The organism is Oryzophilus luti (genome assembly GCF_059726245.1).
On record NZ_AP040874.1, the window covers coordinates 1,073,771 to 1,097,361 of the forward strand.

General features: G+C 61.4%; 25 protein-coding genes. 6 read left to right on the top strand and 19 right to left on the bottom strand.

The window, feature by feature from the left end; genetic code table 11:
- Positions 1 to 11 precede the first annotated feature (11 nt).
- From AC6IZO_RS04645 to lysS, 4 genes are all read right to left on the bottom strand, one after another.
- The gene (locus AC6IZO_RS04645; protein WP_497808461.1) at positions 12 to 374 is read right to left on the bottom strand and encodes a YbjQ family protein; all 363 of its coding nucleotides are present in this window, start codon (positions 372 to 374) and stop codon (positions 12 to 14) included.
- Between the two features lie 84 nt (positions 375 to 458).
- The gene (locus AC6IZO_RS04650) at positions 459 to 1,928 is read right to left on the bottom strand and encodes a pyridoxal phosphate-dependent decarboxylase family protein (protein ID WP_497808463.1); all 1,470 of its coding nucleotides are present in this window, start codon (positions 1,926 to 1,928) and stop codon (positions 459 to 461) included.
- A 147-nt stretch (positions 1,929 to 2,075) separates the two neighbouring features.
- Positions 2,076 to 2,342: a hypothetical protein gene (locus tag AC6IZO_RS04655; RefSeq protein ID WP_497808465.1), complete on the bottom strand. Its 267-nt coding sequence runs from the start codon at positions 2,340 to 2,342 to the stop codon at positions 2,076 to 2,078.
- The gene (lysS, locus tag AC6IZO_RS04660) at positions 2,339 to 3,892 is read right to left on the bottom strand and encodes a lysine--tRNA ligase (protein WP_497808467.1); all 1,554 of its coding nucleotides are present in this window, start codon (positions 3,890 to 3,892) and stop codon (positions 2,339 to 2,341) included. The genes AC6IZO_RS04655 and lysS overlap by 4 nt, the downstream gene beginning before the upstream one ends.
- 159 nt (positions 3,893 to 4,051) lie before the next feature.
- On the opposite strand from lysS, the gene AC6IZO_RS04665 reads away from it, so the two are divergent.
- The 4 genes from AC6IZO_RS04665 to AC6IZO_RS04680 all read left to right on the top strand — a co-directional run bounded on the left by AC6IZO_RS04665 (position 4,052) and on the right by AC6IZO_RS04680 (position 5,974).
- Positions 4,052 to 4,276 carry an AtpZ/AtpI family protein gene (locus tag AC6IZO_RS04665; protein ID WP_497808469.1) on the top strand — a complete coding sequence of 75 codons (225 nt, stop codon included), beginning with the start codon at positions 4,052 to 4,054 and terminating at the stop codon, positions 4,274 to 4,276.
- Positions 4,273 to 4,767, top strand: coding sequence for an ATP synthase subunit I (locus AC6IZO_RS04670; protein WP_497808471.1), 495 nt, complete (start codon positions 4,273 to 4,275; stop codon positions 4,765 to 4,767). Before AC6IZO_RS04665 ends, AC6IZO_RS04670 begins: the two co-directional genes overlap by 4 nt.
- 21 nt (positions 4,768 to 4,788) lie before the next feature.
- Entirely contained in the window at positions 4,789 to 5,511 is a 723-nt protein-coding gene (atpB, locus tag AC6IZO_RS04675) for a F0F1 ATP synthase subunit A (protein WP_497808473.1), read from the top strand.
- A gap of 148 nt (positions 5,512 to 5,659) precedes the next feature.
- Positions 5,660 to 5,974 carry an ATP synthase F0 subunit C gene (locus AC6IZO_RS04680; RefSeq protein WP_497808475.1) on the top strand — a complete coding sequence of 105 codons (315 nt, stop codon included), beginning with the start codon at positions 5,660 to 5,662 and terminating at the stop codon, positions 5,972 to 5,974.
- A gap of 261 nt (positions 5,975 to 6,235) precedes the next feature.
- Here the strand turns inward: AC6IZO_RS04680 and AC6IZO_RS04685 are convergent, their stop codons facing one another.
- The 13 genes from AC6IZO_RS04685 to AC6IZO_RS04745 all read right to left on the bottom strand — a co-directional run bounded on the left by AC6IZO_RS04685 (position 6,236) and on the right by AC6IZO_RS04745 (position 20,283).
- Positions 6,236 to 7,693 (bottom strand): NADH-quinone oxidoreductase subunit N, encoded by a 1,458-nt coding sequence (locus tag AC6IZO_RS04685; protein WP_497808477.1) that lies wholly within the window; start codon positions 7,691 to 7,693, stop codon positions 6,236 to 6,238.
- Entirely contained in the window at positions 7,690 to 9,231 is a 1,542-nt protein-coding gene (locus AC6IZO_RS04690; RefSeq protein ID WP_497808479.1) for a complex I subunit 4 family protein, read from the bottom strand. Before AC6IZO_RS04690 ends, AC6IZO_RS04685 begins: the two co-directional genes overlap by 4 nt.
- Positions 9,228 to 11,297, bottom strand: a complete 2,070-nt coding sequence (gene nuoL, locus AC6IZO_RS04695; RefSeq protein ID WP_497808481.1) for an NADH-quinone oxidoreductase subunit L — start codon at positions 11,295 to 11,297, stop codon at positions 9,228 to 9,230. Before nuoL ends, AC6IZO_RS04690 begins: the two co-directional genes overlap by 4 nt.
- Positions 11,294 to 11,596: an NADH-quinone oxidoreductase subunit NuoK gene (nuoK, locus tag AC6IZO_RS04700; RefSeq protein ID WP_497808483.1), complete on the bottom strand. Its 303-nt coding sequence runs from the start codon at positions 11,594 to 11,596 to the stop codon at positions 11,294 to 11,296. The genes nuoL and nuoK overlap by 4 nt, the downstream gene beginning before the upstream one ends.
- Before the next feature lie 55 nt (positions 11,597 to 11,651).
- A complete protein-coding gene (locus AC6IZO_RS04705) occupies positions 11,652 to 12,152 on the bottom strand; it encodes an NADH-quinone oxidoreductase subunit J family protein (RefSeq protein WP_497808485.1) in 501 nt (166 codons plus the stop codon).
- A gap of 43 nt (positions 12,153 to 12,195) precedes the next feature.
- A complete protein-coding gene (gene nuoH, locus AC6IZO_RS04710; protein WP_497808487.1) occupies positions 12,196 to 13,269 on the bottom strand; it encodes an NADH-quinone oxidoreductase subunit NuoH in 1,074 nt (357 codons plus the stop codon).
- Positions 13,270 to 13,284: 15 nt separating this feature from the next.
- On the bottom strand, positions 13,285 to 15,615 hold the full coding sequence (gene nuoG / locus AC6IZO_RS04715) for an NADH-quinone oxidoreductase subunit NuoG (RefSeq protein WP_497808489.1): 2,331 nt from the start codon (positions 15,613 to 15,615) through the stop codon (positions 13,285 to 13,287).
- A 27-nt stretch (positions 15,616 to 15,642) separates the two neighbouring features.
- Entirely contained in the window at positions 15,643 to 16,185 is a 543-nt protein-coding gene (locus AC6IZO_RS04720; RefSeq protein WP_497808491.1) for a DinB family protein, read from the bottom strand.
- Positions 16,186 to 16,193: 8 nt separating this feature from the next.
- The gene (nuoF, locus tag AC6IZO_RS04725; protein ID WP_497808493.1) at positions 16,194 to 17,513 is read right to left on the bottom strand and encodes an NADH-quinone oxidoreductase subunit NuoF; all 1,320 of its coding nucleotides are present in this window, start codon (positions 17,511 to 17,513) and stop codon (positions 16,194 to 16,196) included.
- Positions 17,514 to 17,621: 108 nt separating this feature from the next.
- Complete coding sequence (locus AC6IZO_RS04730) at positions 17,622 to 18,107, bottom strand: NADH-quinone oxidoreductase subunit NuoE family protein (RefSeq protein WP_497808495.1); 486 nt, start codon at positions 18,105 to 18,107, stop codon at positions 17,622 to 17,624.
- A gap of 71 nt (positions 18,108 to 18,178) precedes the next feature.
- Positions 18,179 to 19,393, bottom strand: coding sequence for an NADH dehydrogenase (quinone) subunit D (gene nuoD, locus AC6IZO_RS04735; protein WP_497808497.1), 1,215 nt, complete (start codon positions 19,391 to 19,393; stop codon positions 18,179 to 18,181).
- A complete protein-coding gene (locus AC6IZO_RS04740) occupies positions 19,393 to 19,890 on the bottom strand; it encodes an NADH-quinone oxidoreductase subunit C (RefSeq protein WP_497808499.1) in 498 nt (165 codons plus the stop codon). The genes nuoD and AC6IZO_RS04740 overlap by 1 nt, the downstream gene beginning before the upstream one ends.
- A complete protein-coding gene (locus AC6IZO_RS04745) occupies positions 19,891 to 20,283 on the bottom strand; it encodes an NADH-quinone oxidoreductase subunit A (RefSeq protein WP_497808501.1) in 393 nt (130 codons plus the stop codon).
- 335 nt (positions 20,284 to 20,618) lie between these two features.
- On the opposite strand from AC6IZO_RS04745, the gene AC6IZO_RS04750 reads away from it, so the two are divergent.
- Positions 20,619 to 21,392 carry a hypothetical protein gene (locus tag AC6IZO_RS04750; RefSeq protein WP_497808503.1) on the top strand — a complete coding sequence of 258 codons (774 nt, stop codon included), beginning with the start codon at positions 20,619 to 20,621 and terminating at the stop codon, positions 21,390 to 21,392.
- An 87-nt stretch (positions 21,393 to 21,479) separates the two neighbouring features.
- Positions 21,480 to 22,166: a tetratricopeptide repeat protein gene (locus tag AC6IZO_RS04755; RefSeq protein WP_497808505.1), complete on the top strand. Its 687-nt coding sequence runs from the start codon at positions 21,480 to 21,482 to the stop codon at positions 22,164 to 22,166.
- Between the two features lie 72 nt (positions 22,167 to 22,238).
- On the opposite strand, the gene AC6IZO_RS04760 is transcribed toward AC6IZO_RS04755, so the two are convergent.
- Positions 22,239 to 22,715, bottom strand: coding sequence for a DinB family protein (locus AC6IZO_RS04760; protein WP_497808507.1), 477 nt, complete (start codon positions 22,713 to 22,715; stop codon positions 22,239 to 22,241).
- 174 nt (positions 22,716 to 22,889) lie between these two features.
- Positions 22,890 to 23,489 (bottom strand): hypothetical protein, encoded by a 600-nt coding sequence (locus AC6IZO_RS04765; RefSeq protein WP_497808509.1) that lies wholly within the window; start codon positions 23,487 to 23,489, stop codon positions 22,890 to 22,892.
- Positions 23,490 to 23,591: the final 102 nt, after the last annotated feature.

Sequence of the window (23,591 nt, forward strand, 5' to 3'; positions counted from 1 at the left end):
GTTATTTACGCCTAATTGAGTTTGCGGACGACGACCGCCGTGCCGTAGGCCAGAACCTCGGTGACGCCCTGCATGAGTTCCGTTGCATCATAACGCGCGCCAATCACAGCATTGGCGCCAACTTGCGCGGCGTGTGCGGTCATCAGCTCGAAGGCATCCGAGCGCGTCTTCTCGCAGAGGTTGGTCAGCAGCGTGATGTTGCCGCCGAGCAGCGTCTGCAAGCCTGCTCCAATGGTTCCGAAGATGGAGCGTGAACGCACGATAATGCCTCGTACCACGCCGAGCGTGCGCACAATTTCGTAGCCGTCGATTTCAAAGGCCGTGGTTACCATGTCGGGCGCAACGCGCGAGCCCAGAGAAGAAGTAGTAGCCATGGAGGATTGCCCCTTTCTTTGCCTGAGAAGGATACGCTGGTATCCGTTGCAGGCAAAGGGAAAGGTGTGAGCGAACCTCGGCGGTTATCGAGCGGCGGAAGGGTGCAGCACCTGGCGCGCGGCGCACTCCAACTCGCCGGTAAGCGTTGCGACATTCTCTTCGCGGCTCAGGTAGCTGATGACCATCAGGCGCAGCACGCTCTCTCCGCGCACATGCGTATGCGAGAACCATACGCGGCCACTGCGCGTAGCGGCCTCAAGAATCGCCAGATGCGCGGCCTCTCGCTCTCGCTCGGTGAACTGTCCCTTTACGCGGAAGTTGAGGATCGGCAGGCGGTGGGGCGCGGCCATCTCAAAGTGTTCGGAGGCGCTGATCCACGCGGCGATCGTGTCCGCAAGCGTTAGCTGATGGTCGATCATCTCTTCGTAGGCCAGCCGCCCATGCACGCGCAGCGTCAGCCAGAACTTCAGAGAATTCATGCGCCGCGACCACTGCGCGCCAATCTTGAAGTTGTCGATGATGTTCGTGTTTTTCACCTTGGGCATGTACGGCGTGGTCACGCCGAAGACGTGCTGTAGGAGTTCGATGTGGCGCGTCAGCAGCACTCCGGCGGCAAAGGGCATGGCCAGCCACTTGTGCGGATCAATGGTGATGGAGTCAGCCAGTTCAATGCCGTCGACAAGTTGCCGGTGCTTGTCGGAGAAGACCGCAGCGGCACCATATGCGCCATCTACGTGCAGCCACAGGCCGTATTGCCGTGCAACAGCCGCGAGCGCGCGCAGGTCATCAATGGCGCCGGAATTGGTGGTGCCAGCCGTGGCGACGATGCACAGGGGCTGGAAGCCAGCGGCAAGATCTTCCTCAATGCGCTGCGTGAGACGCGCGGGGTCCATCTGCAGGCGGCCGTTGAGGGCGATGCGGCGCAGAGCCTTGCGCCCCAGTCCGAGCAGGCCTACGGATTTATCAAGCGAGTGGTGCGACTCGGCGGAGGCATAGAGCACGGGCCGCGCGCCAATCGAGGCCACGCCGTCGTCGACCACGTCGGGATAGCGGGCGGAGAGTGCCAACGCCAGCGCGGTAAAGTTTGCTTCGTTGCCGCCGCTGGTGAAGGTGCCATCACAGGCCGGGTGCGCTGCATCAGCGACAGCCGGATGCTTGGCCCAGCCAACCCGCGAGGCGATCCAGCGAATGGTCTCTGCCTCAATGCTGCTGGCGAACTGTGAGCGCGCCAGCGAAGCCAGTTGCGGGTTCATCGCAGAGACCAGCGCTTCGGCCAGCACTGCCATGTAGGTCGGCGTTGGATTCATCAGTCCGAAATAGTTGGCGCTGGGAACGTGGAATCCCTTCTGCTCCATCTCCGTGCAAAGCGTGTCGAGCACCTGCGCGGCGTCCTGCGGAAGCTCGGGTATCGCGTCTCTCAATTCGGCAATGCGTCGGGTTTCGAGAGGCTGCTGGACCGGATGGTCGGGAAGGGAAGAAAAGTAACGGTCAATGCGGTCGATGAGCTTGTAGCCAAGCTCGCGGCGTTGCTCACTGCTGAAGTCAAATCCCATCTGGGTACTCGCTTCGTAGGCCTGCTTGCGGCCCTTGCGCTCGTGCGGCGGGTGTCCGCTCCGGATCGGTAGCGGTCGCCGTGAATTCAGATGCTGCGCACGAGCGAAGGGCGCAAATAGTTTTGAATTGCTTCGCGGCCGACCAGCCTAGAGGGTCAACGCGAAGGAGACTCCGAATAGCGCGACGGAGAGCACAATGCCGTGCTTGCAATAGCGCAGCAGGTACCACAGCGCGTCGCGGCCAAACAGTTCCTGGTAAACGCCAAGCAGCCGCGCGTCGGAGTCAAAGAAACGCGCGCGGAAGCCCCGGCGAGCCTTCAGCCGTTGCGCGCAGATGGCGCGCAGCAACAGCCGCAGAAAGAAGAAGAACAGCAGCGCGACGAACGCGCCGTCCGCAATCAGTTCCAGCCTCATTCGGCGCTGGCGCCCTCGGCTTCGCCTTCTTCCTCGCCTTCCTTCGCGGGACGCAGCAGCGGGAACAGCACCACGTCGCGGATGGAGGACGAGCCGCTCAACATCATCACCAGGCGGTCAATGCCAATGCCTTCGCCGCCCGTCGGCGGCATGCCGAAGGAGAGCGCTCGGACATAATCCTCGTCCATCTGATGTGCTTCGTCGTCGCCGCGCTCGCGTTCGGCCAGTTGCATCTCAAAGCGGCGGCGCTGCTCTTCGGGGTCGTTTAGCTCGCTGAAGGCGTTGCCCAACTCCATGCCCGCCACGAAGATCTCGTAGCGCTCCACCCAGCCTTCCTCATCGCGCTTCACCTTGCTGAGCGGGCTGACGGCGACCGGATAGTCGTAGATGAAGGTCGGGTTCCACAGATGCTCTTCGCCAACAGCCTCAAACATGTCGCTGATGGCGCGGCCCGCAGGCTCGTTCGGATCGTAAGCGATATCAATCTTCGCCTTCTGCAGGCGGCGGACCAGCTCACCGACCTTGGCGGCATCGGCAAAGTCTGTCATGACGGGCGCGGCACCGGCGGCTTCCGGCCAGAACTTGATGATGGCCTCGCGCATGGAGAGCTTCTCAAACTTGCTCCAGTCGATCTCGCGGCCTTCGTAGGTCGAAGTCAGCGAGCCGTTCACATCCTGCGCAATGGTCTGGATCATCTTCTCGGTGAAGGCCATCAGGTCGTGATAATCCGCATACGCCATGTAGAACTCGAGCATGGTGAACTCGGGGTTGTGCTGGCGGTCGATGCCTTCATTGCGGAAGTTGCGATTGATCTCGTACACGCGATCCAACCCGCCAACCACAAGGCGCTTCAGGTAAAGCTCGGGCGCAATGCGAAGGTACAGGTCCATGTCCAGCGTGTTGTGGTGCGTGATGAACGGACGCGCGGCGGCGCCGCCGGCCAGCGGCTGCATCATCGGCGTTTCGACCTCGATGAAGCCATTGGCGTCGAGGAAGTGGCGCATCGACTGCACGATCCGTGCGCGCTTCACAAACGTCTCGCGAACCTCGGGGTTCATCACCAGGTCGACGTAGCGCTGGCGGTAACGCAGTTCCACGTCCTGCAGGCCGTGCCACTTCTCCGGAAGCGGCAGCAGGTCCTTGCTGAGGAAGGTGATTGCCTCCACGTGCACGCTGAGCTCGTTGGTGCGGGTGCGGAACAGGTAGCCACGCACGCCGATGTGGTCGCCAATGTCGAGCAGCTTCCACAGGGCAAAGCCCTCGTCGCCGACTGCGTCCTTCTTGATGTAGATCTGAAGCTGCTTTCCGCCCTGCTGCAGGTGCGCGAAGCCGGCCTTGCCCATGAGGCGCATGGCCATCATGCGGCCGCTGACACGCACTTCGACCTTGTTGGCCTCCAGTGCTTCGCCCGTCGTCTCCGCGTAGGCGGCAACAATCTCGGGGATCTGGTGAGTGGGGTTGAATCCGTAGGGGTAGGCGCGATGGCCGAGGGCCTCAATTTGCGCAAGCTTCGCCTTGCGCTGCTCGTAAATCGTCTGTTCGAGTGACACGTCAGGGTTCCTTCGTCTGAGCCCGGTCCGAAGCGGCACGTGGCCGCGCAAAGGGGAAGATGGAGCCTGTAAGCTCCCCGGGCGATGCTGCAATTATATAGGACTCTCGCCGCAGGCTCGGTCGTTTCAGTCCGGCGCGCAAAATGCTAACCTTGTGGCATGGCGAAGGACGGCGAAGACCGCAACGGCTGGGCAGAGGTTGCACGCTACACCGAGATGGGCTTCATCATTCCGTCGTCGGTTATTGTTGGCTACCTGCTCGGGCTGCTGCTTGACTACCTCTGCCACACGCACTGGATCTACATCCCCGGACTCATCTTTGGCGCCATTCTCGGCTTTGTGCAGATGATCCGCCGCGCCATGCGCATGACGGACGAGAAATGAACGACGAGCTGCAACAGCCAACGCCAGCTTCAGAGAGTGCTGCTCCCGAAGAGCCTCGCGAGCTTCTGCCCGCTCCGCCGGAGAATCCCGCCTCCATCGCCTTCTACTCGGCAGCCGTGCCACGCATCAAGCGCTTGATCGTTGCGTGCGGTGTGGTGGCTGCCGCGGTTTGCTTTCTGCCGTGGAGTTGGGCTGGGGCGTTGGGAGTGCTGCTGGGGGCCGCGCTGGCTTGGTACAGCTTCGCTTCGCTGGCACGTGCGGTGGAGGGAGTTGGCGACCGGATTGTCAACACCAGCAGCAGTGAGCGGGGCGGACGGCTTGTCTTTCGCTTCTTAGGCCGTATCTTCTTGATAGCATTAGCTGGATATGCTACATTCAATCTTTCCGTGAGGGGCTTTTATGGCTTGATGGTGGGGTTGGCTGTCCCTGTCCCGGCCATGTTGTGCGAAGCCGCTTACGAAACCTACGCCGCCTTCCGGCGCGGACTTTAATCAGGCATCGAATAAGGACCCATGCTGCCTTTTACAAAGCTGCTGAACGCTCTGCTGCACGCGCCTGTCATGGCGCTGTTGAACTCCCTCCACCTGACACCGAAGAACCCGGCAGCGCCCATTCCGGATTACATCGCGATGCAGGTACTCGTATTCCTGCTGCTGGTGCTGTTCTTCGTCATCGTGCGCACGCGTCTTTCGGTGGAAAAGCCGGGCTCGCTGCAGCAGATCATGGAGGGCATCTACGGATTTATTGACGCGCAGAGCGAAGAGATCATCGGACATCACAACAAGATGTACCTGTCCTATCTGATCCCGCTCGGCCTGTTCATCCTGTGCAGCAACCTTATCGGCTTGGTGCCGTTGCACGAGACGCCAACCGGCACGCCCAGCGTCCCGCTCGGCTGCGCGCTGGTGACCTGGTTCTTCTACCAGATCCATGGCTTCAAGGCGAATGGCCCCGGCTACATCAAGCACTTCATGGGCCCAGTCTGGTGGCTGGCCCCGCTGATGTTCGTCATCGAAGTTTGCAGCCATCTGGCCCGCATTCTCTCGCTCACCATCCGTCTGTTCGCCAACATGTTTGCCGGCGACATGGTGACGCTGGTGTTCTTCTCCATGCTTCCCATTGTGCTGCCGATCCCGTTCATGGTTCTGCACATGGGCGTTGCTGTCATCCAGACATACATCTTCGTTCTGCTGGCGATGGTGTACCTGGGCGAAGCCACAGCGCACGAGCACTAGAACGAGCTTTCGAGCGGAGCGGCGGTTGCGCTCCGGGCGAATGTCAAACAAGTTTTGTAGTACCGTTGTACCCGCAAGCGTGAGGGCCGTCTCTCCCCGGAGACCCAGCCAACCACCCACTGGCGGAATTCAAACAAGGAGCATCACCATGAAGAAGTTCATGTTCGTTATGCTGGCCGTTCTGGCCGTCTGCATGTTCACCACCCCGGTCTTCGCTCAGGAAGCTGGCGCGCACGCCGCTGCCGGCCCGAACTGGGTTGCCATCACCTCGGGCTTCGCAATGGCCTTCGCCGTTGCACTCGCTGCCCTCGGACAGGGCAAGGTTGCCAGCGCCGCCTGCGAAGGTCTGGCCCGCAACCCTGCTGCCCGCGCCGGCATCCAGCTTGCGATGATTCTGGGCCTCGCCTTCATCGAGTCCCTCGTGCTCTTCACGCTGGTCATCATCTTCGTGAAGGTTGCGTAAGTTCGCGCTCTGCGCAAAGGCCTCCGCTGCGGCGGAGGCCTTCTTATTTGTGCGCGCTCGGACCTGCAATGGCACGCGGTGTAACGGCATCAGCCTTAGTGGGCTGACGCCTGTATCGGAAGGTGAAGCGGCGTATCACTCCGGATGGGGGACGGGGACTTTAGCGCACAGCAAAGGCTGGCGCATGGCCAGCCCTTGCTGAAGAGTTGGAATCAAGTATCACGCTGTGTCGTTCCAGAGTGCAGTTCGATGCGGAGACGACTAGTGGATCAGCCCTGCCACCGAGTTTCGCGCGAACTCCAGCACATAGTTCGGCGCCACGCCGAGCCACAGCGTGCCAATCAGGCTGAGCGTGAGCGCAAAGCCCATGCCTGCGGAAACCGGTGCGACCTCCGCCTCCACCTTCGGCTCGCGCATGTACATCATCACAATCACCCGCAGGTAGTAGTAGGCGCCAATCGCGCTGTTCACCACGCCGATGATGGTCAGCCAGATGAGGTGCGAGCTGAGCGCGGCGCTGAAGACGTAGAACTTGGCAAGGAAGCCGCCGGTGATGGGGATGCCGATCAGCGAGAGCAGGAAGACCGTGAGCACGGCAGCCAGCAATGGCGAGCGCCGTCCGAGACCGGCGTAATCGTCAATCGAGGTGTACTTCTCACCCTGTCCGGCGATGTGGCTGATGACCGCGAACGCGCCCACGTTCATGGCCGCGTAGGATGCGGTGTAGAACATGGCAGCCGAGACCGCCAGCTCCTTGTGGCTGGTAGCGACAAAGGCCACGAGCAGGTATCCGGCGTGCGCAATGGACGAGTAGGCCAGCATGCGCTTGATGTTCGACTGCATAAGCGCGCCCAGGTTGCCGAGCGTCATGCTGAGAGCCGCAGCGACCCACACCAGCCAGAACCAGCCCGGCGCCCAGGTGGCAAACAGCACGCGCAGCAGTACGGCAAATGCGGCCGCCTTCGGGCCGGTGGACATCAAGGCCGTAACTGGTGATGGCGCGCCTTCGTACACATCCGGCGTCCAGACCTGGAACGGTGCGGCTGCAACCTTGAAGCCCAGTCCTACGAACATCAGCGCCACCGACATGTACATCAGTGGCGAGGCATGCACCTTGAGCACTGCGGCTATGGCGTCCACATTTGTGGAGCCGGTCGCACCGAACATCAAGGCCACGCCGTAGAGGAAGAACGCCGTGGCAAATGAGCCGAGCAGGAAGTATTTCAGAGAAGATTCAGCACTCTCCGCCGCGCGCCGCCGGAAGCCCGCCAGCACATAGCTCGCAATCGAGGAGATTTCCAAGGCGACGAAGATCAGCACCAGCTCGATGGCCGATGACATCAGGCACATGCCCACGGCGCCCAGCAGGATCAGCGCATAATACTCGCCCTGCCGTATGTTCTGTGTCGACAGGTATTCAATCGACATCAGGATGGTGGCCAGCGCGATGAGCAGCACGACGACGTGGAAGAAGATGCTGAACTGGTCCACGCGCACCATGTTGAAGAAGCCGGTGCGGCCCAGAATCTCGTGTGTCGGGTCCTGTGCCTGATAGAGGGTGGCGAACAGCGCGCTGATGACGCCAAGTGCGCTCACCATGCCAAGCAGCTTGCGGTCATTGCGCTCGTTGAAGAGCGGGTCAAGCACCATCACCACCATGCCGAAGATGGTGAGCACGAGTTCGGGAAGGATGCGGAGATAGTCAATTGCCGGAATCACTGCGCACCTCCCGCGTGAACCTGTGACATGGTTTGCACGATTGGTGGAGGCGGAGTCAGCGCTCGCGCCACGGCCGGGTCAATTGACTTCAGCCACAGCGAGGGCAGAACGCCCATCACCAGCGCGGCCACCACAAGCGGCACAAGGCTGGTGCGCTCGCGCGCGTCAAGATCGTGCAGGTGGTTATTCACCTCGTTCTTCACCGTGCCGTAAAAGACCCGCTGGTAGAGCCACAACATGTAGCACGCGCTCCAGATGACGCCCGTTGCGGCCAGCACTCCCCACAGCGCTTTGGCCTGGAACGAGCCGCTCAACACCAGGAACTCACCGACGAAGCCGTTCATCAGCGGCAGGCCGATGGACGACAGCGTAATGAGCAGGAAGAACGTGGCGTAGATGGGCATGGGAGTGGCCAGCCCGCCGTATTCCTTGATCTCGTAGGTGTGCCGCCGCTCGTAGATCATGCCGAGCAACATGAACAGCGCGCCGGTGGAGATGCCGTGATTGAGCATCTGGTAGACAGCGCCTTCTGCGCCAAGCTGCGTGAGACTGAAGATACCAAGCACGCAGAAGCCCAGGTGGCTGACCGACGAATACGCGATCAGCTTCTTCATGTTCGGCTGCACCATGGCGACCAGCGCGCCGTAGATGATGCCGATGATCGCCAGCGTGATGATCCAGCCTTGGTTGGCGCGTGATTCAGCAGGGAACAGCCCGACGTTGAAGCGCAGCAGGCCGTAGGTGCCCATCTTCAGCAGCACGCCTGCCAGCAGCACGGAGCCTGCGGTCGGGGCTTCCACGTGCGCGTCCGGCAGCCATGTGTGCAGCGGAAACAGAGGCACTTTGACGGCAAAGGCGACGAAGAAGCCAAGGAAGAGCCAGAAAGCCTCACGCGAGCCGAGCACCAGCGTGCCGGATGCGAGCATGGAGCGGATGACAACGAAGTCGAACGATCCTGAGCGTGCGTAGAGCCAGATGATGGCCGCCAGCATGAAGACCGAGGCGATCATCGTGTAGAGGAAGAACTTGACAGCGGCGTAGATGCGCCGTTCGTGTCCGTACATTCCGATGAGCAGCGCCATCGGAATCAGCGTGGCTTCCCAGAAGAAGTAGAACAGGAACAGGTCAAGCGCGATGAAGACGCCGATCATGGCCGTCTCTAGCACCAGCAGGAGAATGAAAAACTCCTTCACGCGGTCGCGGATCGATTTCCAACTGATGAGCACGCTGAGCGGCACCAGAAAGGTGGTCAGCAGCACCAGCCACATGGAGATGCCATCGACGCCGACGTGGTAGTGGATGTTCGGCACCGAGATCCACGGATGATCGAGCTCGTAGGCGAAGTTCGTGCTCGACTGCGCGTGCGCAAAGTGTACGGGCAGATGCAGAGAGAGCAGGAACGTGACGACCGAGACGCCGAGGGCGAACCAGCGTATGTCGCGGTCGCGGCGCGGAAACAGCACAAGCAGCAGCGCGCCCGCCGCCGGCACAAAGGCGACGATCGTCAGAATGGATGGATTGAAACAGGTCGCGTTCATCGAGTCCCCGTCCAGATCATGTACAGAACCACCAGCCCGGCGCCGAGCGCAATCCACGCGGCGTAGGAGCGCACGTTGCCCGATTGCTGATGCCGCAGCACGCCGCTGGCATCCTGCACCATGCGCGCGCCGTTGTTCACAGAGTTGTCAATGAAGAGCATGTCCACGCCGCGCCACAGCGCGTAGCGCGAGAAGTTGATGATCGGCCGTATCACAGCCGCTGAATAGAACTCATCAACAAAGTACTTATTGAGCACCGTGTTGTAGAGTCCGCCGAGCGCGGCTGCGTACTTCTCCGGCAGGTCGCGCCGCTTGACGTAGAACAACCACGCCAGCCCCGCGCCGGAAAGCGCGATGAGCACGGAGACGGCCATCAACGTGTACTCGGTGCCTTCGCCGTACTTGCTTTCCTCATGCGTCGGAGCGGCGGCGCCAGTCATCTGCATGTGCTGCTCGTCTTCGGACTGCGCGTGCTGCATCAGGGCGAGCATGTGGCGCTGCTGATCGTCGAGCAGCGCGCTGGGTGCAATCTTCTGCGCGGGCTGCTCGTGCTTGGCTTCAAACACCGGCGAGAGGAAGTGCTCGAAGCGTCCGCCAATGCCGATCCAGCCGCCGCAGATGCTGAGCGCGGCCAGGATGCAGAGCGGAGCGAGCATCATCCACGGGCTTTCATGCGGTCCGTGATGCGCGTGCACATCGTGTCCGCCATGCTGTTCCGCTGTGGCCTCCCCGCGATACTCGCCGAAGAAGGTCATGAAGATCAGTCGGAACATGTAGAAGCTGGTCATGAAGGCCGAGAGGGCGCCGAGCAGCCAGAAGATCCAGTGTCCATGCGGGCTGCTGAACGCCTGCCAGAGAATCTCGTCCTTGGAGAAGAATCCGGCGAAGGGCGGAATGCCCGTGATGGCTATGGTCGCGATCAGCATGGTCCAGAAGGTGACGGGCATGTACTTCCGCAGGCCGCCCATCTTGCGCATGTCCTGCTCACCGCCGATGCCGTGGATGACCGCGCCGGCCGCGAGGAAGAGCAGCGCCTTGAAGAATGCGTGCGTCATCAGGTGGAAGATGGCGGCGGAGTAGGCTGCCACCCCGGCGGCCATGAACATGTAGCCCAACTGCGAAACCGTTGAGTAGGCCAGCACGCGCTTGATGTCCGTCTGCGTGATGCCGATGGTGGCGGCGAAGAACGCGGTCAGCGAGCCGATGATGGCCACGGCCAGCAGCGCCGTGGGCGCGTGGCTGAAGACAGCGTTCGAGCGGCAGACCATGTAGACACCGGCGGTGACCATGGTGGCAGCGTGGATGAGGGCCGAAACCGGCGTGGGGCCTTCCATCGCGTCCGGCAGCCAGATGTAGAGCGGAATCTGCGCGCTCTTGCCTGTAGCTCCCAGCAGCATGCAGAGGCCGATGATGGTCAGCAAGCCGAGTCCGGCTTCCACCGGCATGTGAGCCATCTTGGCGAAAACTTCGCTGTACTGCACCGAGCCAAAGTACTTGATGAGCAGGAACAGCGCGATCAGGAAGCCGAAGTCGCCCACGCGGTTGGTGAGGAACGCCTTCTTGCCGGCGTTCGCCGCCGAGTCACGCAGGAAGTAGAAGCCGATGAGAAGGTAGCTCGCCAGGCCCACGCCCTCCCAGCCCACAAACATGAGCAGGTAGTTGTTGGCCAGCACCAAGGTGAGCATGAAGAACATGAACAGATTCAGGTAGCAGAAGAAGCGGTAGTAGCCACCCTCGTTGTGCATGTAGCTTGCGGCGTAAATGTGAATCAGGAAGCCGACGCCGGTGACGACCAGTACCATCACCAGGGAAAGGTGATCGAGCAGGAAGCCGTATTCCACCCGGAAGCTTCCGGCCTGGAACCACGTTCCCAGCGATTCGACGTAGGACTCCTGTCCGCTTGCAATCAAGCGGCAGGCCGCACTGGCGGCCACCAGCAATGACGCGGCGGGGAAGGCCAACGCAACGCTCGCCACCATCTTCTCGGACCAGCGCTTGCCGAACAGCCCGTTGATGGCCGCGCCCACGAGGGGCAATATCGGGATGAGCCACAGATACAGGTTCATAGCTTCAGCAGGTTCACGCGATCCACGTTCAACGTCTCACGCGTGCGGTAAACAGAAATGATGATTGCCAAGCCGACGGCGGCTTCGGCGGCAGCCACCACCATCACAAAGAAGACGAAGATGTGTCCGTTGAGCGTGTGCAGCGCGGTGGCAAAGGCCACGAACGACAGGTTCACCGCGTTCAGCATCAGCTCAATGGACATGAAGATGGTGATGATGTTGCGCTTGATCAGAAAGCCGATCACGCCGCAGGCGAACAGGATCGCGCTCAGGATCAAGTAATAGTTCAAGGGGATCATCGAACGCCTCCCACGAGCAGGCGAAATCGCATCTGGCAGATGCCGGCCGGGCGGATCATCGTTCACCTCGCTGGGCCAGTACCACGGCCCCCATGATGGCGATCAGGATCAGCACGGACGTGACTTCAAAGGGCAACAGAAACTCCTTGAAGAGCAGGCGGCCTACGGCGTCGGCCGGGCCGGGCAGTTGTCCAAGGGATATCTGCTGGGTCGTGTGCTCGTCATGCAGCAGCACGTAGACGCCCGCGGCGGAGCCACTGAGCAACCCGATGGTGCCGACAATGGGCATCAACTGTCCGGTGCGCAGCTTCTCCTCCGTCCCCGCGTTCAGCAGCATGATGACGAAGATGAACAGCACCATGATGGCGCCCGCGTAGACGATGAGCTGCACAATGGAGACGAATTCCGCGCCCATCAGCAGATAGATGAGCGCCAGCGAACCCATCACCACAATCAGCGACAGCGCGCTGTTGATGGGGTGGCTCTGGATGAGCAGGTTGATGGCCCCGCCCACGCACAGCGCTCCGAAGATCACAAACAGTACAAGGTGCAACATTCGCTTTGCCCCCTCCAGCCGCCACGGCCGGAGCTGTGAACTGCTACGACCGCAACGCCACCACCAGCGCCGTGACCACAACATTGGCCAGCGCCAGCGGGAACAGGAACTTCCAGCCGAACGACATCAACTGGTCATAGCGGAAGCGCGGCAGCGTGCCGCGAATCCATATGTAGAGGAACAGAAAGCCGAAAATCTTGGACGTGAACCAGATCAGCGGCAGGAACGCCTGCACCGCCTGCGGCAGGAAGGGCATCGGAGGCCCGCTCCATCCGCCGAGGAACAGCACCGAGGCGACGCACGCAACGCTGACCATGTTCGCGTATTCCGCCATGAAGAACATGGCGAACTTCATTGCCGAATATTCCGTGTGGTACCCGGCAACCAGCTCGGTCTCTGCTTCCGGCAGATCGAACGGCACGCGGTTGGTCTCGGCAAAGGCCGCCGTCAGGTAGATGAAGAAGGCGACAATCTGTCCCTGGAAGATGTACCACTTGGGCACCACGCCCCACCACGCGCTCACCTGCTGGCTCACAATGCCCTGCAGGCTCAGCGTGCCGGACATGATGAGCACGCCGACCAGCGAAAGCCCGAGCGACAGCTCGTAGCTCACCATCTGCGCCGAGGCACGCAGCGAGCCAAGTAGCGAATACTTGCTGTTCGAGGACCATCCGGCGAGCGCGATGCCGTAGACACCGAGCGACGTGATGCCGAGGATGATCAGCACGCCGACGTTGATGTCCGCCGCCTGGCCATTGGGGCCTGCAACACCCGTGATCTGCACCGGCGTGGAGATGCCGAACAGGTGAATCACCGGGCCGATCGGAATCAGCGCAATGGTTGTAAGCGCCATGGTGAGCGCCAGCACCGGAGCAAGCATGTAGAGATGCTTGTTCACGTAGGGCGGCACAAGGTCTTCCTTCAGGATGAACTTGATGCCGTCTGCCAGCGGCTGCAGCAGGCCGAAAGGCCCGACGCGCTGGGGTCCCCAGCGGTTCTGCATGTGGCCCACCACCTTGCGCTCAAGCCACACCGTGTAAGCCACCACGGTGAGGAGCACAAAAATCGTGATGGCGATTTTGATGACCGCAACGAGAATGAATGTGAGTGCGCTCATGTGCCTGTTGTCTGCCTAGTCGGCCATTGCTTCCTGCGGCTGCCGGTGCTGGTTCTCCATCACCGAGTTCAAGGTCTTTGAGTAGCGTCCGAGAGTGCCGCTGGTGTACAGCGTGTCGTGCGCCGAAGCCACCAGTTCGGGCTTGGACGGCGCGGCGGCATTCGTGATCTGCACCAGCTCGGTCGGCACGTCGTTGCCCGCCAGCAGGTTCAACCGCGAGACCGCGTAGCCCGGAACGATGCGCTCGATCTCATCGAGCATCGCCATCGGGTCGAGAGGCGAAACCTTTGGCTCCATGTTGTTGGCCTTGAGCCACACGGCGTGACGGTCGGCCTCACCGCTCTGTGCGCCACGCGACTGGCCCATGTCCGCGCGCGTGGCGCCCGCAAAGGGCACCAGGTCGTGCACGTCATAGCCCATACGTTCCGCAATCCGCACAATAATCTCGAAATCGCTCTTGGTGCCTGCCACCTCGCCGGCCTTCTTCAGCAGTTGCAGATCGCCTGCCGTGTTGGTGAATGTGCCAGACTTCTCGTACGCATTCGCGACGGGCAGAATGACGTCGGCAGCCTGTGCCGTTTCGGTCAGGAACATCTCCTGCACAACAACAAACGTGTCCGCGAGCGAGGCGGGAGCGAGGTCATAGCGCGCCACCGGGTTGGAGCCGACGACGTAGAGTGCCTGCAAGCGCCCGGCCTGCGCGGCCTCCATCATCTGCGGCAGGTCCAGGCCCGGTGAGGTCGGCACCAGCCCGCTCCATTCCTTGTGATAGATAGTGTTTGTCGTCAGCGGCTCATAGCCCGGCAGAATGTCGGGGAACAGGCCCATGTCGGCGGCGCCGCGCGAGTTCGCGTAATCCGCCAGTGCCATCACCTTCGCGTTCTGCTTGGCGGCGAAGGCGACCAGCGTCTCGATGGCCGCACCGCGCAACTCGGAGCCAAAGACTATGACAAGGTCCTGCTCGGCGCGGACGGCGTCCACCAAACTCTGGAGCGCGTCCGTCGTGGCTTTTCCACCGGCCAGCATCGAAACCAGCGCTGCCTCCTCGCCCTCCGCCAGCTTGGCGAACTGTGTCGCCTGCCGCTTCAGCTTGATCTCCTGCGCGTTGGCCACGTAGAACTTGGCGTGGTGCAGGCGGATGTTCGTGCGAATCTGCCACGCAACCAGCGGATGCTGCTCGGTCGGATCGTTGCCGATCAGCAGAATGGCCGGGGCGTTGCCCAGGTCACGCATGGTGGCCGTCTGTGCCTTGTGCGTGGAGACAGCCTTCACAAAAGCAGGGAAGTCGGCGGTGCGGTGGTGGTCGATGTTGTTGGTGCCCAGCACCGTGCGCGCGAACTTCTGCAGCAGGTAGTTCTCTTCGTTCGTAGTGCGGTTGCTGCCGATCACGCCGATGGCCTGCGGTCCGTTCGCCTCCAGCACTTCCTTGAAGCGGCTGGCAACGGTGTCGAGCGCCTCCATCCAGGTGACCTCGACGAACTCGCCCTCGCGCTTCACCAGCGGACGCGTGATGCGTTCCGAGTGGTTGGCAAAGTCGAAGCCGTAGCGGCCCTTCACGCAGAGGAAATCCCCGTTGATGCCGCCGCGGTCGCGGTTGTCGCACCGGACAATCTCCATTCCGGTCTCGCTGCGCCGCACGCCCACGGTGGTGAGGCAGCCGTCGCCGCAATGCGTGCACACGGTGCCCACGTGGTTTATCTCCCACGGACGCGTCTTGTAGCGGTAGCTGCCGCTGGTGAGCGCGCCGACCGGGCAGATGTCGATGCACATGCCGCACTCTTCGCACTCCAGGTGGTCTTGCTTATTCGGCGCGATGACGCCGCTCTGGCCGCGGCCCTGAACGCCGAGGGCCCACACGTCCATGCCCTCGCCGCAGACTCGCACGCAGCGGTAGCACATGATGCAGCGCGGGCGGTCGTAAAACACCACGGGCGACCACTGTTGTTCGTCGCGGTGGCTCTTGATGTCGATGTACTTCGACTCGGCCGCGCCGTACTTAAACGTCATGTCCTGCAGTTCGCACTCGCCGCCCGCGTCGCACACGGGGCAATCGAGCGGGTGGTTGGCAAGCAGCAGTTCGAGCATCGCCTTGCGCGACTGCACGACCTTCTCGCTCTCGGTCTGCACCACCATGCCCTCGGTGATGGGCGTGGTGCAGGCGGTCTGAAGCTTCGGCATCTTCTCAATTTCCACCAGGCACATGCGGCAGGCGCCCTGCAGCGAGAGCCCGGGGTAGTAGCAGAAGGCCGGAATTTCAATGCCCGCCTGCTTGCAGGCCTCAATGAGCAGCGTGCCCGCAGGGGCCTTGATGGTCTTGCCGTTCACCGTGATCGTAACGTCAGCCATGTGTGTGTCGCCCTTACTCGTTGCGCGTTACCGCGCTGTCAATTGCGTCGCCACTTCCCGCATCTGGTCCAGGTGGCGCAAGCCGTGCAGCGCAATGATGTGAAACAGTTGATACCCGTCGGCAATGCCGAGCACGCGGTGGGAGACCGTCTTGCCGCGCAGATCCTCGGGAGCGAGATCGCGCACAACCGCCATCGTGCGTCCACGCACGGTCACAAAGTGCTCCAGCGCGTCGGCGAGCGAGTGCGTGTCCACATGCGGTTCCATGGTCTCCACCGCCACACGCGGATACGATTTGCGATCCAGCACGAGAGGCTTCAGCCGCTCGTCGTTGGCGCGGTCGGCCACTCCGGGTTTTGCTTCGTCGAGCCAGCGCTTCAGAATCACTTCCTCCGCGACGGCCATGTGTTCCAGTGTCTGCAGAATGGACCAGCGTCCTTCGCCCGGAACCGCCTCAACATCGGAGTGCGCCAGTTCGCGGACGGCGGAGATGACTTGTGTACGCGTTTGTTCCAGCAGAGCAAGTACCTCTGCCTTCTCTTCGGCCGCCGACTTCGTGTTTGCTGTCATAACAACTCCTAACGGCTAAGCACCGGCAACTGTGAGATGGTATGCGCCTCGAACGGGCAGGGACGCCCGTCAAGGTGCGCTTCGAACTCTTCTCTGAATTTCTTGACGAAGCCGATCATCGGCATGGCCGCCGCATCGCCCAGCGGGCAGAAGGTGCGGCCCAGCATGTTCTCGGCCAGGTAACGCAGGTTGTCGATGTCCTTGCTCACGCCGCCGCCGGCGTGGAAGCGGTGCATCGTTTTGTTGAGCCAGTCGGTTCCTTCGCGGCAGGGAATGCACCAGCCGCAGCTTTCGTGGCGATAGAACTGAATGGTTCGCAGCGCGAACTTCACAATGCAGGTCTGGTCGTCGATGACGCAGACGCCGCCGGAGCCGAGCATGGTTCCGGCGCGCATCATCGAATCGAAGTCGAGCGCCACGTCCAACTCTTCGGCGGTCAGGCACGGTGTCGAGCTTCCGCCCGGAACCACGGCCTTCAGCTTGCGTCCGCCACGCACGCCGCCCGCAACTTCGTAAATCAGCTTCTTCAGGTTGTAGCCCAGCGGCATTTCATAAACGCCCGGCCGCTCCACGTGTCCGCTGAGCGAGAACAGGCGGGTTCCGCCGTTGCGCGGCACACCCACGTTGGCGTAGGCCTCGCCGCCCATCATCAGCACGTGCGGCACGGTCGCGAGAGTTTCCGCGTTGTTGATGACGGTCGGTCCGCCCCAGAGCCCTACGACGGCAGGGAACGGTGGACGGATGCGCGGCACGCCGCGCTTGCCTTCCAGCGATTCCATCAGCGCGCTCTCTTCTCCCACTTCGTAGGCGCCCGCGCCGCCGTGCCAGTAAATGTCAAGATCGTAGCCGGAGCCGAAGATGTTCTTGCCCAGGAAGCCCTTGGCATAGGCGTCGGCAATCGCCTTCTGCATGATCTCCAGCAGGTAGCGGTACTCGCCGCGAATGTAGATGTAGCCCTTGTGCGCGCCGGTGGCAATTGCGGCAATCATCACGCCCTCGATGACCGAGTGCGGATCGTGCTCGAAGATCAGCCGGTCCTTGCAGGTGCCCGGCTCGCTCTCGTCGCCGTTGCAGAGCACGTACTTCGGCTTCTCGCTCTGCTTGGGCACGAAGGACCACTTCATGCCCGTGGGGAAGCCCGCGCCGCCGCGTCCGCGGAGGTTGCTGGCCTTCATCTCGGCAATAATGCCGTCCACGCCCAGCGCCAGCGCCTTCTGCACGGCCTTGTAGCCGTCCAGTTCCAGGTAGCGGTCGATGTTGGCGGCTCCCATGCCAAAGCGCCGGGAGACGATCTTCACCTCATCGGGATGTGAAACCAAAGTCGCCATAGCTTTGAATTCGTGAATTGTCGAATTTCAATATCTTCGAATTTCAAATGCGCCAGCAGTATGGCCAAACTTCAATTCGAAAATGTTGCAATCCGAAAATTCGAAAATCTAGTGCTCCGCCTTCTTGCGATATTCGTCCAGAATCTGATCGATCTTTTCCGGCGTCAGGTTCTCGTGGAAGTCATAGTTGACCTGCATGGCGGGCGCCCAACTGCACGCTCCAATGCACTCAACTTCCTCCACGCTGAACATGCCATCCTCCGTGACGCCCTTGTTCACCGCCACGCCCAGCTTTTCGCGCACGTGTTTCAGCATCTCTTCGCCACCGCGCAGCAGGCAGCAGATGTTGGTGCACACCTGCACGTTGTATTTGCCCGCCGGCTTGGTGCGCAGCATGGAGTAGTAGCTGATGACGTTGCGCACGTCGAGGCTGGTGATCTCCAGCCGCTGCGCGATTTCGTCAATGGCCTCGTCAGTCAGGTAGCCAAGTTCGTCCTGCACGTAGAGCAGGAACGGCACCAGCAGCGAGCGCTTGGTCGGGTAGTGCGTTGCCATGTCGGCAAAGCGGGCTTCGAGTTGCTCCGAAAAGTTCATGGTCGGTCGGGTCTCACTGGCGGACTGCACGCGGTCCGCACGAATCAGAAACTCAATTGCCGGGGAGGGCCTTAGCGGTCCACGTCTCCCAGCACAATGTCGATGCTGCCAATAGCCGCCACCACATCGGCCAGCAGCCCGCCTTCGCACATCACGGGTATGGCGTTCAGGTTCGCGAACGAAGGGCTGCGCATATGCACACGGTACGGCTTGGCCGTGCCGTCGCTGTTGACGTAGTAGCCCATCTCGCCGCGTGGCGATTCCACGCCTTGGTAAACCTCGCCGGGCGGAACCGTAAAGCCTTCCGTGATGATCTTGAAGTGATGGATCAGCGACTCCATCTGCGTCTTCATCTTCTCTCGGTCGGGCAGCACAACCTTGGGCGCGTCGGCCTTGATTGCGCCTTCCGGCAGCCCTTCGAGCGCCTGCTTCACAATGCCGATGGACTCGCGCATCTCAGCCACGCGCACCTTGTAACGCGCGTAAACGTCGCCTTCGGTTGCCACCTGAACCTTGAATTTGAAATTCTCGTAACCGGAGTACGGCATGTCGCGCCGCAGGTCCCAGTCAATGCCGCTGCCGCGCGCCGTGGGGCCGCTCAGCAGCAGGGCAAACGCATCTTCCGTAGTGATTTTCGCCACACCCTGCGTGCGTTCTTTCCAGATGGGGTTCTCGGTCAGCAGGTTCTCGTACTCGTCCACGCAGGCAGGGAAGCGGTCAACGAACTTCTTCAACTCCTCGGTGAAGCCGAGCGGAAGATCGAGGCTCACGCCGCCGATGCGGAAATACGAGGTCATCATGCGCTGCCCCGTCAGCTTCTCGAAGAAGGTGAGAATGGTTTCGCGTTCGCGGAAGCAGTAGAGGAACACCGTCATCGCGCCAATGTCCAGAGCGTGCGTTCCGAGCCAGACCAGGTGTGAAGCCACGCGCGTCAGCTCGTTCATCATCACGCGGATCCACTGCGCGCGCGGCGGAATCTCCAGCCCCAGCAGCTTCTCCACGGCCAGCACGTAGGTCAGATTATTGGTCATCGGGCACAGGTAGTCGATGCGGTCGGTCATCGGCACCACCTGCTGGTAGAACTTGGCTTCGCAGGTCTTCTCAATACCCGTGTGCAGGTAGCCAATATCAGGCCGGACGCGCACGACGGTTTCGCCGTCGATCTCAAGCACCAGACGCAACACGCCGTGGGTTGAAGGATGCTGCGGGCCCATGTTCAGGATCATCGTCTGGTCGGAGCCGATGCGGGTCGCGGGCACAATCGGAATGAAGTTCAGGGTCGACATTAGCGGTAGCCCTCAACCGGGAAGTCCTTGCGCAACGGATTGCCCTCAAAGTCCTCAGGTAAAAGGATGCGTCGCAGGTCCGGATGGTTCTGGAATCGTATGCCCATCAGGTCGAACACTTCGCGCTCAAACGGGCTGGCGCCCGGCCACAAGTTGGTCAGTGACTCAATATTCGGGTCCTGTCCGGGGAGCTTCACCTTCAACCGAATCCGCTCCTTCAGCTTGTGTGAGACCAGAGAGTAAATCACCTCAAAGCGCGGCTCGGCCGGATACCAGTCAACCGAGGTGATGTCTGCGAGGAAGATGAACCGTGTTGTGTCGTCATCGCGCAGGCGACGGCAGGCGTCACGCAGCTCAATCGGGTCAATCCAGATGGTGAGTTCGTCGCGGTCCCACTTGGCGCCCTGCACGGCCTCAGGCTTCCACGCCAGCAGGCATGCCAGCGCGGGACGGGTCTTCAATTGCTCCAGATCGGTGACAGCCGGCTCCAGTGCCATTTACAGGACCTCATGGCGCGCCGACTTGTTCCAGTCCAGCACGCCCTTCTTCCAGATGTAGAAGAACCCCACGAGCACGATGCCGATATACACAAGCATCTCCCAGAAACCGAACATTTTCAGTTCGCGCAACAGGATGGCCCACGGGTACATGAAGATCGCTTCCACGTCGAACAGGATGAACAGCATGGCCACCAGATAGAACTTGACGGAAAAGCGGCCGCGGACGTCGCCAATGGGCTCAACGCCACACTCGTAGGGGGACATTTTGGCCTTGTTGGCCTTGTGCTGCCCAACCAGGTACGAGAGCGTGACGATGGCTATGGCGATCGTTGCTGCCACCACCGTATGCATCAGCAACGGGAGGTACCGCGCAAAGTAGTTATCGACCATAGAGAGTTGTAGTGCTTCCGCCCATCCTCAAAGGGGAACAGGCAATATTATTGTCGAGGGAAAGCAGTGTCAAGATGTAGAATCCACAGGCCGTGCGGGCGCTTTCTCTGTGGTATTGAGAAGCGGGTGAGCGAGGCCATTCCTGCCGGGCAGTGCATGCAGAACCCGCCGGGAGAGGCACGAGCGAGCAGGTACTTTCGGCCACTGTCCTTCTGGGCTGAGACTTCGGAATCTCCACTTGCCGCAAAATGCCACGACGGGGGAAAATAGCCTGTCCACTTGGAACCAACCTGCGTACTCCCCGCGCGCGGTCCAGCGGTGGGGTTAGTGTCTCTATGATCTTTGGGTTCAACACCGATATTCGCGTCGGCAGCAACGTGGTGCATGTGCAGAGCGAGGCGCGCCTCCAGGAGCGGCTTCTGGAGACGCAGGTCTTTGTGCATGGGCATTGCATTGGCAAGCGCGTGGTCCCCTATGAGCCGGACCACGACGAGAATGTGCAGGAGCTGTTGCGCGCGCAGCACAAGTGGATCATCGAATCGGCCCGCGACGGTTTTCTCGAAGATGCGTTGATGCTGAACGCCCCCCTGACGGAATTGAGCGAGACGGGTGCTTCACATCCGGCTGCCCAGGCTGAGGCTGTTTCCACCAGTGATTGGGCCGCGACTCTTGCCACCAGCGAAGCGCCTGCGCCGCAGCGTCCCGCGAAAGGCAAGCTGAGCGCAGAGCCGTGCGAGCGTCCGATGCATGTGCAGGTAGAGACCAAGGCCCCGGCCTCCCGTCCGCGGCAGGTTGCCACGCCCAAGATCGAAGTTCTTCCCAGCCTGCGTATCGAATTCCTCGGCGCACCGCGTATGGAGCGCGGCATGGTCGTACTCCAGTTCTGCATCTTCCTTGGCCCTCAAAGAGCTTCGGATGTGGAGATTTCCGCAGCTTGGAGCGATGAGCCGAACCGCGTTGTGGCGCGCAGTTCTTCGGGCTCCGATGGCGTGGGCACCATGCGTGTGCCGTACAGCTCGGCAGCGGAAACCACCACGCTGGCCGTTACGGCCCACTCCGGGGACAGCAGCCTGACCAAGCGCTTCCGCATCCGCTTCGAGCACCAGTGATGCGTGCGGCATCCCCGGCGCTCTCCCTTTACGCTTTTTAGCGTCCAATCAGCAGCCCGGCTGGTTCTGGCGGGTTACAATCGCCCTATGAAACGTCTGCTGCCCCTGCTCCTGCTCTTGTGCGCCTGCGCCGCGTTTGTGTCCGCGCAGGAAGGCCCGCTGCCCGACGGTACTGAAAAGCCCGTCTCGACCACGCCGTCCAAGGCCAAGAAGACGAAGAAGCAGCCGTCCACCGAGAGTTCCAGCAAGCAGACGCAGGTCGACCTGCGCGCGCCCTCCGGCGACGTGAGCCGTCATCCGAATTCCCAGATTCCGGACGTGTATGAGACGCAGCGTTGGGACCCAATGAAGGCCATGAAGAGCGTGGAAGTGGGCAACTACTACATGCGCGAGAAGAACTACAAGGCCGCTCTGAGCCGCTTCTGCGAAGCGCTGCTCTACAAGGAAAAAGACGCTCAGGCAACCTACGGCCTCGGTGCTTCCCTGGAAAAGTTGGGCCAGAAGGCGGAAGCCCGCAAGGCTTTCGAGCAATACTTGAGTATTCTTCCGGATGGTCCTGACGCAAAAGAAGTTCACAAGGCACTGGATCGCCTGAAAGACGTCAAGGCCGCCGAGTCCGATCCGATGGCGAGCTGTCCCACCGGACTGCTTGATCCTCCGGCGATCAAGCTGACCGGCACAAGCATTGGCGCTGACGACGAGGTGCCCGAGGGCGGACGCCGCCCGGGTGCAGAGAACGGTTCCGGGCAACAGCATCCTCAAGAAAAGAATTAGGCAAGTTTAAGGTTCATCGATGAGCGGGAGGAGCTTCCTCCCGCTTTTTGCTGCGCGGAAAGCGGGGGAGGTTCAGGCTCTCAGCGCACGCCGGGCTTGGATCTGTCGGAGGTGGTGCATGCCGTGAACGGTGTGGAAGCGCCTCCATTGTGCGGCCGTGAGAGGGCCGAGAATCGGGTGCATGGAAAGCGGTCCTTGCCCCCAGGTTCGCTCGGCGTTGCTCAATGAGCGTTCCAGCCGGTCGAGGTTCTCACGCAGGCGCCGCAATGCTTCCTCGGCCGGTAGCCCTTTGGGGCGCACCGCCTCAGGCGCGGAGAGTCCGGGCGGAAGCCATCCCACTGTCACAACTACAAACTGTGCGACTCGTTGCCGAAGTGTTGCCGGGACCAACGGCGGATGCTCTCCAGCCTCCAGCGCCAGCTCCAGGAGGCGAGCGGTGCCTCCGTAGGCGCGCGCCAGGTGTTCGGCGATTTCCGCCGCAGACCACTTGCCGGATGGGGCACGGAGCCAGTCTTCGGCGGTCATGCCAGCCACGGTCTTCTCGATCATCCGTCGGAGTTGGGGAATCTCGTCTGGCAGAGGGTGCTCCTTGGGACATGCGCTGCTGCGAACGCATTGTTCTTCGACCTGGGGGATGTCTGCAAGGTAAATGTGGGGTAGTGCAGCAAAAGAAGAAAGGCATGGCGTTGGGCCATGCCTTTCAACCCGTAGTGGGGTGGGGGGCTAACGGACGCCTGCGCGAGCAGCGCGTTCCTCGATATCCGCGAGTCGTGCACGTTCGTCGGTCAGTTGCTGCAGGGAAGTGTCGAGTGCGTTCTTGACTCCGGCGGCGGCTGCGATGTCGGCATCCTTGTTGCTGCTGTTCTGCGCGGCCATCACGCGATACTTCAGTTCATCCTGAAGCTGCGTCGCGCGCTTTTCCATGTCAGCGACGCGGGCTCTCTGCGCGGCGAGTTTCTCATTCCATTCGGAAGCCGCGGCTTTGGGCGCGGGTGCTGCTGCCGCCGGGGCCGCGCTGGAGGCGGCGTCCTTTGCGTCCTTTGCATCTTTCTCGTCGGCAGCCTTGGGCGCGGCGATAGGTTCAGGAGCCGTAAGGTCTTCGGTCGTGTAGACGCGTTTTGACTTCGCGCGCGAAGCCGACTGCTGCTGGCGTGCCAGATCTCCAAGAGGAGCGGACTCCTGCGTGTTCGCCGCCTCAGGAGGCCGTTGATTGCTGGTTGCGCTCGTTGTCGACTGCGCGGACACACATAAGGGCATGAACATTGCCAATGCCATCACTGCCAGCGCCTTGTATGAGGAAGGTACAGTGGTTATCTTCATCATCTCCACCTGCACGCATTGTAGCCCGAATTTTCGTTGCCGCATTGCGAGGAGGAACCGCAGGGGTTACTTGGGTGCATAAGCGGGGAACGCCCACATGGAAAA

What these genes read in the sequence shown, in the direction of transcription:
- AC6IZO_RS04760 (WP_497808507.1), bottom strand. Translation starts at nt 22,715, where the DNA reads ATGATCGAGAAGACCGTGGCTGGCATGACCGCCGAAGACTGGCTCCGT.
- nuoK (WP_497808483.1), bottom strand. Translation starts at nt 11,596, where the DNA reads ATGATCCCCTTGAACTATTACTTGATCCTGAGCGCGATCCTGTTCGCC.
- AC6IZO_RS04765 (WP_497808509.1), bottom strand. Translation starts at nt 23,489, where the DNA reads ATGATGAAGATAACCACTGTACCTTCCTCATACAAGGCGCTGGCAGTG.
- AC6IZO_RS04645 (WP_497808461.1), bottom strand. Translation starts at nt 374, where the DNA reads ATGGCTACTACTTCTTCTCTGGGCTCGCGCGTTGCGCCCGACATGGTA.
- AC6IZO_RS04665 (WP_497808469.1), top strand. Translation starts at nt 4,052, where the DNA reads ATGGCGAAGGACGGCGAAGACCGCAACGGCTGGGCAGAGGTTGCACGC.
- AC6IZO_RS04755 (WP_497808505.1), top strand. Translation starts at nt 21,480, where the DNA reads ATGAAACGTCTGCTGCCCCTGCTCCTGCTCTTGTGCGCCTGCGCCGCG.
- AC6IZO_RS04690 (WP_497808479.1), bottom strand. Translation starts at nt 9,231, where the DNA reads ATGAACGCGACCTGTTTCAATCCATCCATTCTGACGATCGTCGCCTTT.
- AC6IZO_RS04730 (WP_497808495.1), bottom strand. Translation starts at nt 18,107, where the DNA reads ATGAACTTTTCGGAGCAACTCGAAGCCCGCTTTGCCGACATGGCAACG.
- AC6IZO_RS04670 (WP_497808471.1), top strand. Translation starts at nt 4,273, where the DNA reads ATGAACGACGAGCTGCAACAGCCAACGCCAGCTTCAGAGAGTGCTGCT.
- AC6IZO_RS04720 (WP_497808491.1), bottom strand. Translation starts at nt 16,185, where the DNA reads ATGACAGCAAACACGAAGTCGGCGGCCGAAGAGAAGGCAGAGGTACTT.
- AC6IZO_RS04705 (WP_497808485.1), bottom strand. Translation starts at nt 12,152, where the DNA reads ATGTTGCACCTTGTACTGTTTGTGATCTTCGGAGCGCTGTGCGTGGGC.
- atpB (WP_497808473.1), top strand. Translation starts at nt 4,789, where the DNA reads ATGCTGCCTTTTACAAAGCTGCTGAACGCTCTGCTGCACGCGCCTGTC.
- AC6IZO_RS04680 (WP_497808475.1), top strand. Translation starts at nt 5,660, where the DNA reads ATGAAGAAGTTCATGTTCGTTATGCTGGCCGTTCTGGCCGTCTGCATG.
- nuoD (WP_497808497.1), bottom strand. Translation starts at nt 19,393, where the DNA reads ATGTCGACCCTGAACTTCATTCCGATTGTGCCCGCGACCCGCATCGGC.
- AC6IZO_RS04740 (WP_497808499.1), bottom strand. Translation starts at nt 19,890, where the DNA reads ATGGCACTGGAGCCGGCTGTCACCGATCTGGAGCAATTGAAGACCCGT.
- nuoG (WP_497808489.1), bottom strand. Translation starts at nt 15,615, where the DNA reads ATGGCTGACGTTACGATCACGGTGAACGGCAAGACCATCAAGGCCCCT.
- nuoF (WP_497808493.1), bottom strand. Translation starts at nt 17,513, where the DNA reads ATGGCGACTTTGGTTTCACATCCCGATGAGGTGAAGATCGTCTCCCGG.
- AC6IZO_RS04650 (WP_497808463.1), bottom strand. Translation starts at nt 1,928, where the DNA reads ATGGGATTTGACTTCAGCAGTGAGCAACGCCGCGAGCTTGGCTACAAG.
- nuoL (WP_497808481.1), bottom strand. Translation starts at nt 11,297, where the DNA reads ATGAACCTGTATCTGTGGCTCATCCCGATATTGCCCCTCGTGGGCGCG.
- AC6IZO_RS04745 (WP_497808501.1), bottom strand. Translation starts at nt 20,283, where the DNA reads ATGGTCGATAACTACTTTGCGCGGTACCTCCCGTTGCTGATGCATACG.
- AC6IZO_RS04750 (WP_497808503.1), top strand. Translation starts at nt 20,619, where the DNA reads ATGATCTTTGGGTTCAACACCGATATTCGCGTCGGCAGCAACGTGGTG.
- nuoH (WP_497808487.1), bottom strand. Translation starts at nt 13,269, where the DNA reads ATGAGCGCACTCACATTCATTCTCGTTGCGGTCATCAAAATCGCCATC.
- AC6IZO_RS04655 (WP_497808465.1), bottom strand. Translation starts at nt 2,342, where the DNA reads ATGAGGCTGGAACTGATTGCGGACGGCGCGTTCGTCGCGCTGCTGTTC.